Source organism: Allobosea sp. 05T433 (genome assembly GCF_056396065.1).
Genome location: NZ_JBFTKS010000086.1, coordinates 1 through 4,832 on the forward strand (window position 1 = coordinate 1; position 4,832 = coordinate 4,832).

A 4,832-nucleotide genomic window follows, 5' to 3' on the forward strand; every position below is an offset into this window, starting at 1 on the left:
CGACGGCGACGACTTCACCCTCTTGGGGCTTTTCCTTGGCGGTTTCGGGGATGATGATGCCACCCTTGGTCTTCTCTTCGCCATCAAGGCGACGGACCACGACGCGGTCATGCAGCGGACGGAACTTCATGGTTCTGTCTTCCTCTAAGGTAGAAACGGAACGCGCGGCCTGCGTGAAAACACAACCGGCATCTGTTAGCAGTCTCGGGTGTCGAGTGCTAACGGATGCCGCGGAGATAGGCGCGCGCCCCTGCGAGAGTCAAGAAGTCATCCTGTCCTGTGGTCGATCCCGATGACGGGCTGCAGTTGGCGACATCAACGTACCGTAAGAGATCGCCGCGCTGTTCGGTCTCGCCAGCCTGCGCGACCTGCCCGATCTCGAAAAGCTCGAGGAAGGGCCGATGCAGTGCCGTGGCCACGACAATTTGCCGTGATCGGCCACTTGCAGGACGACATCCTGTCGTTATGTTGGGTCCCTCGACGGACGAATCCGTGCGCCAGACAAGGAACGACCATGACGCTTGCTGAATTCATCGCCAGCCGCGAGGAATCCACTGACGTCGGCGCAGTCATCGGCGACGACCTGGTCGAGGGGATGCCGGGATATACCTATCTCGGCTCGCTCTATATCGAGCGCCTGCCTAGCGGCGTCTTCAATCTGCGCATCGGGACCGGCGAACACCGGTCCGCCGACATCGCCGAACTGGAATCGAAGCTGTTCGACGCCGCCGTCTCGGAAGGCTTGATTGCCGAGACCGGGGACGAGCGCCGGACCCGCCTCGCCGCCGCCTATGTCGAGCGCATCGGATACGACCCGTTCGAGGACGATCCGACGATCAGCGCCGACGAGGTCGAGCAGGCGCTCCGGGATCATGCGCTTGAAATCGCCAAGGCCGACGCCGAAGCGTCGAAGGCAGGCACGTCATGAACGTCGACGTCATCACCACCCGCGCCAACAGCGCGCTCCGCAAACTCGACGTCGCGCTCTGGACCAAGTTCGTCCGGGCGGAGGACGAGAGCATCGACGATGCTTACGAGATTTTCTGCGGCGTCCGCGACACCGGCTGGTCGGTCCAGTGCGGGCATCACTGCGCCACCATCAATCGCTGGATCGAACGGGAGGAGACCATGCAGTCGTGGGACTATCCCTCCGTCGAGACGGCGTTCGCACTGCTGCCGGAACTGCTGCAGCGGGAGGGCTGGCGATGACCGCCGACGAATACCGGGACGCGCTCAAGCGGCTTGGCTTGAACCAGCACAGCGTCGCGCCGCTGCTCGGCATCACGACACGGACCAGCCAGCGCTACGCCGCCAAGGGCGCGCCCGCCACGGTGCGTCTGCTGCTGGCCTATCTCGAACGATACGGGACGCTCAAGTAGAAGGCGCCGAAGGTGTCTCCTGGCCGGTTCGCGCCCAATAGCCGACATCATTCAATGACCTCCGTTGCCTGTGCGAGGAGCGTGGTTGACACCGTAAGGCCCAGCGCTTTCGCCGTCTTGAGCTTGTTGACGAGATCGAACTTGGTCGGCCGCAACACTGGCAAGTCGGCTGGCTTCTCGCCCCTGAGAATTCGGCCGACATAGATGCCGACTTGGCGAAGCGCACTTGATCCGAGCCTCACGATCCGGTGGTTGCGGCGGTCTTGCGCGCCCTCTTGGGTCTTGCGGGCGGTTCCACCACTGGCTCCCCAACAGCTTTCGCCTTGCGTGGCGCGCGCTTCGCCTGGATGCTCTCCGGCGCGGCCACGACCGCGGTCGGTGCGCTTGCCTTGACGCGCGAGGCGCGTTTTGGCTTTTCTGCGACCGTGGTCGCAGCCTCGACAATGGGTTCAGGCGCAGACGCGGCGGCCTTGCGCGACTGACCAAGGCCGGACGCCTTCGCCAGGGCCGATCGGGATTCCGCATAGCTCGGCGCGACCATCGGGTAGTCCGCCGGAAGGTTCCATTTCTGGCGGTGGCGTTGTCACGTTAACTCCGGCATGGCGGCAAGCGGTGTAGGTGGGCGTGCATGACCCTGCCGGCCATCAGCTACAAGCGCCATCGGTTCCCTCCGGCGATCATCGCCCATGCGGTGTGGCTGTATTTCCGCTTTCCCCTGAGCCTTCGCCTGGTGGAGGAGATGCTTCTGGAGCGCGGCATCSCCGTCTCCTACGAGACGGTGCGGCGCTGGGCCTTGAAGTTCGGGCGGGATTACGCCCACCGCCTGAAGCGCAAGAGGCCGAGCCGCCGCGACCTTTGGCATCTCGACGAGRTCGTCGTCACCATCGCCGGAAAGAAGCATTGGCTCTGGCGGGCGGTCGAYCAGGACGGCTATACCCTAGATGAGATCGTGCAGACCCGGCGTGACACCAAGGCAGCGCGGCGGTTGCTGAGGCGTCTTTTGAAGAAGCAGAGCTGTGCGCCCCGGCGGATGATCACCGACAAGCTCGGCTCCTATGCCGCCGCYCGGCGCCAGATCATGCCGACGATCGAGCATCGCGCGCACAAGGGCCTCAACAACCGGGCCGAGAACTCACACCTGCCGCTCCGAAAGCGCGAGCGGACGATGCAAGGCTTTCGATCTCCAGGCAGCCTGCAGCGCTTCGTCGCCGTCTTCTCCGCCGTCCGCAATCTGTTCGTCCCGCCCCGGTCCCGTCGCTCCGCCCTCGCCATCCATCTGCATCGTCTGTGCGCCATGGCACAATGGAAAGCCGTCGCTGGCCTCGCAGCGTGAGCCCGTCACCCGGTTGAGTTCGCTTCAATGGTCCGCGGTTAACGTGACAACGCCGACCAATCCATGCGGGGAGAAACGCCATGATCTATGTCGGTCTCGATGTCTCACTGAACTCGGTCGCTATCTGCGTCGTGGACTATGCGAACGGATGCTGACACCGCGGTGGCAAACTGTATCACCTGAAAGCAGACCTTCTCGATGTCCGGGATGGGCCATCTTCCCCCGTCTGACGCTCTCCCCGCGAACGTCTCACTTGGGTGGAAATCAGAAGTTCGTCACGCTGAACCCGCTGGCATAAGCGCGCTACCGCCAAACATTGGCGGGCTGACCGAAAGCAGACGTCGCTAGATTGAAGTTCAGCGGCAGATTAGGATCACTTCCCTATGGTCACAATGCCTGCCTCCGTGGGCCCAGTAACTGTGYCGATCAAAAATTTCAGCTGGAATCGTGGCGTTCGCGCAACGGATCCTAAAAATATATGGGTCCGCATTGACGACAAACATGCCCTCGTAAACATTTTGTAGATATCGCCGGTGCTTTCTCTGAGCATCGTCACGCGTAGCCTATCCGATTCTGATCAGCCTCTGCCTTTGCTTCTGACTTCGACTGCTGGCAACGCGATCACCTACCGATCACGTTCGCGGGCTGCACGCAAAAGGGCGCGAAATGGATTTGGGACAGGTGGTGCCGGGTGCGAGCGCGAAACATCAAAAGCGCCGGCTTGTCGCGGCGTCGATGCGACGGTTGGGGTTGCTGGCACGCGTTTGCAGGTTTGGCTCGTCCACGGCGCTGGCGACTATCGTGCTTGTCGCAGCGGTCTCGGTGTCCGCACAAGCCCAAACAACAACTTGGATTCGCGGTACTGGTGACTGGGCCGATGGCTTCAACTGGTTCCCGAACCTCCCTCCCACCGCGGCGAACGATGCGGTCATCAACAACGGCGGCACCGCCCAGGTCGTCACGGACGATGCGGTCGCGAGAAGCCTCACCCTCGGTTCAACCGCCGGCGGCAGCGGGACGGTGGACGTACGCAGGACACTGAATGCCGGAGCCAGCGTAGTACTGGGATCATCGGCCGGCAGTGCGGGCACGCTGATCATCCAAAATGGCGGGACGTTGACCAATGTCTTGGGGGCGATTGGCAATTCGCCAGGTTCGCAAGGTACGGCCACGGTAACTGGTCCGGGCTCGACCTGGACGAACGGAGGAACCCTTGTGGTCGGCGGCCTGGGCACGGGCACGCTTACCATTCAAGACGGCGGTGTGGTGAACAGTGGAGGCGGCGGCTCGGTCGGATTGATTGGGACTGGCACGGTGACGGTGACCGGCACAGGCTCCCGTTGGACCAACACCCCAGGTGGCGGGCTCAATATCGGCAGTTTTGGAACGGGCGCTCTCACGATCTCGAACGGCGGGATGGTCATCAACGACACCGCCGTCCCCGCCAACATCGGCAATGGTCCAGGCTCTCAGGGTACGGTGATCGTGACCGGCCCGACCTCTACCTGGAGCAACAGTTCGGCGTTGAATATCGGCAACTTTGGCACGGGCACGCTCACAATTGCGGACGCAGGCGTCGTTGTCGCGTCGTCTGTTGTGAGCGCGGCGAATGCCAGTGCGGTCGGGACCCTCAACATCGGCGCGGCCGCTGGCAGTGCGGCGGCTGCACCAGGTACCCTGTCTGCGCCGAGCCTCTCCTTTGGCGCTGGCACCGGTACGCTCAACTTCAATCACACATCCCAAAGCTACGTGTTTGCGTCGGCGATCAGCGGCAACGGTACGGTCAATGTGCACGCGGGCGCGACTACGCTCACCGGTGCCAACACCTACAGTGGACCGACGAACGTCAACGCGGGGACGTTGCGCGCAGGCGGGCCGAACACGTTCAGCCAGAATTCGGCAGTGACGGTCGCGAGTGCCGGAACGCTCGATCTCAATGGCTTCAGCCACACCATCCCGAGCGTCGCCAACGCCGGCCTTGTGAACATGGGCACTGGCACCCCGCCGGGCACAGTCTTGACGACGCCAAGCTATACAGGGACTGGCGGCACGATCGGGCTGAACACTTTCCTCGGAACTGACGGCTCGCCTTCCGATCGCCTCGATGTCGGCTCGGCGAC

General features: G+C 63.0%; 7 protein-coding genes and 1 pseudogene. 6 read left to right on the plus strand and 2 right to left on the minus strand.

From position 1 onward, the window contains the following. A pseudogene (locus AC1DGP_RS35000) lies at positions 1–130 on the minus strand (co-chaperone GroES); the annotation flags it as partial. Positions 131–442: 312 nt separating this feature from the next. Between AC1DGP_RS35000 and AC1DGP_RS35005 the strand changes: the two are divergent. Genes AC1DGP_RS35005 through AC1DGP_RS35015 form a run of 3 tightly spaced genes read left to right on the plus strand, consistent with a single transcriptional unit; the run spans position 443 to position 1,379 of the window. Then, the gene (locus tag AC1DGP_RS35005) at positions 443–928 is read left to right on the plus strand and encodes a hypothetical protein (protein ID WP_476833269.1); all 486 of its coding nucleotides are present in this window, start codon (positions 443–445) and stop codon (positions 926–928) included. Then, positions 925–1,209, plus strand: a complete 285-nt coding sequence (locus AC1DGP_RS35010) for a hypothetical protein (protein WP_441509198.1) — start codon at positions 925–927, stop codon at positions 1,207–1,209. The genes AC1DGP_RS35005 and AC1DGP_RS35010 overlap by 4 nt, the downstream gene beginning before the upstream one ends. Further along, a complete protein-coding gene (locus AC1DGP_RS35015) occupies positions 1,206–1,379 on the plus strand; it encodes a hypothetical protein (RefSeq protein WP_441509199.1) in 174 nt (57 codons plus the stop codon). Before AC1DGP_RS35010 ends, AC1DGP_RS35015 begins: the two co-directional genes overlap by 4 nt. Before the next feature lie 47 nt (positions 1,380–1,426). Here AC1DGP_RS35015 and AC1DGP_RS35020 read toward each other — a convergent pair whose 3' ends face one another. After that, a complete protein-coding gene (locus tag AC1DGP_RS35020; RefSeq protein ID WP_441509200.1) occupies positions 1,427–1,621 on the minus strand; it encodes an ABC transporter substrate binding protein in 195 nt (64 codons plus the stop codon). 21 nt (positions 1,622–1,642) lie between these two features. On the opposite strand from AC1DGP_RS35020, the gene AC1DGP_RS35025 reads away from it, so the two are divergent. The 3 genes from AC1DGP_RS35025 to AC1DGP_RS35035 form a co-directional block, all read left to right on the plus strand. Next, complete coding sequence (locus AC1DGP_RS35025; RefSeq protein ID WP_476833272.1) at positions 1,643–1,861, plus strand: hypothetical protein; 219 nt, start codon at positions 1,643–1,645, stop codon at positions 1,859–1,861. A 146-nt stretch (positions 1,862–2,007) separates the two neighbouring features. Beyond that, positions 2,008–2,712 (plus strand): IS6 family transposase, encoded by a 705-nt coding sequence (locus AC1DGP_RS35030; RefSeq protein WP_476833270.1) that lies wholly within the window; start codon positions 2,008–2,010, stop codon positions 2,710–2,712. A gap of 666 nt (positions 2,713–3,378) precedes the next feature. Continuing rightward, positions 3,379–4,832, plus strand: a 1,454-nt coding sequence (locus tag AC1DGP_RS35035; protein WP_476833271.1) for an autotransporter-associated beta strand repeat-containing protein, incomplete at its 3' end; no start/stop codon positions are given.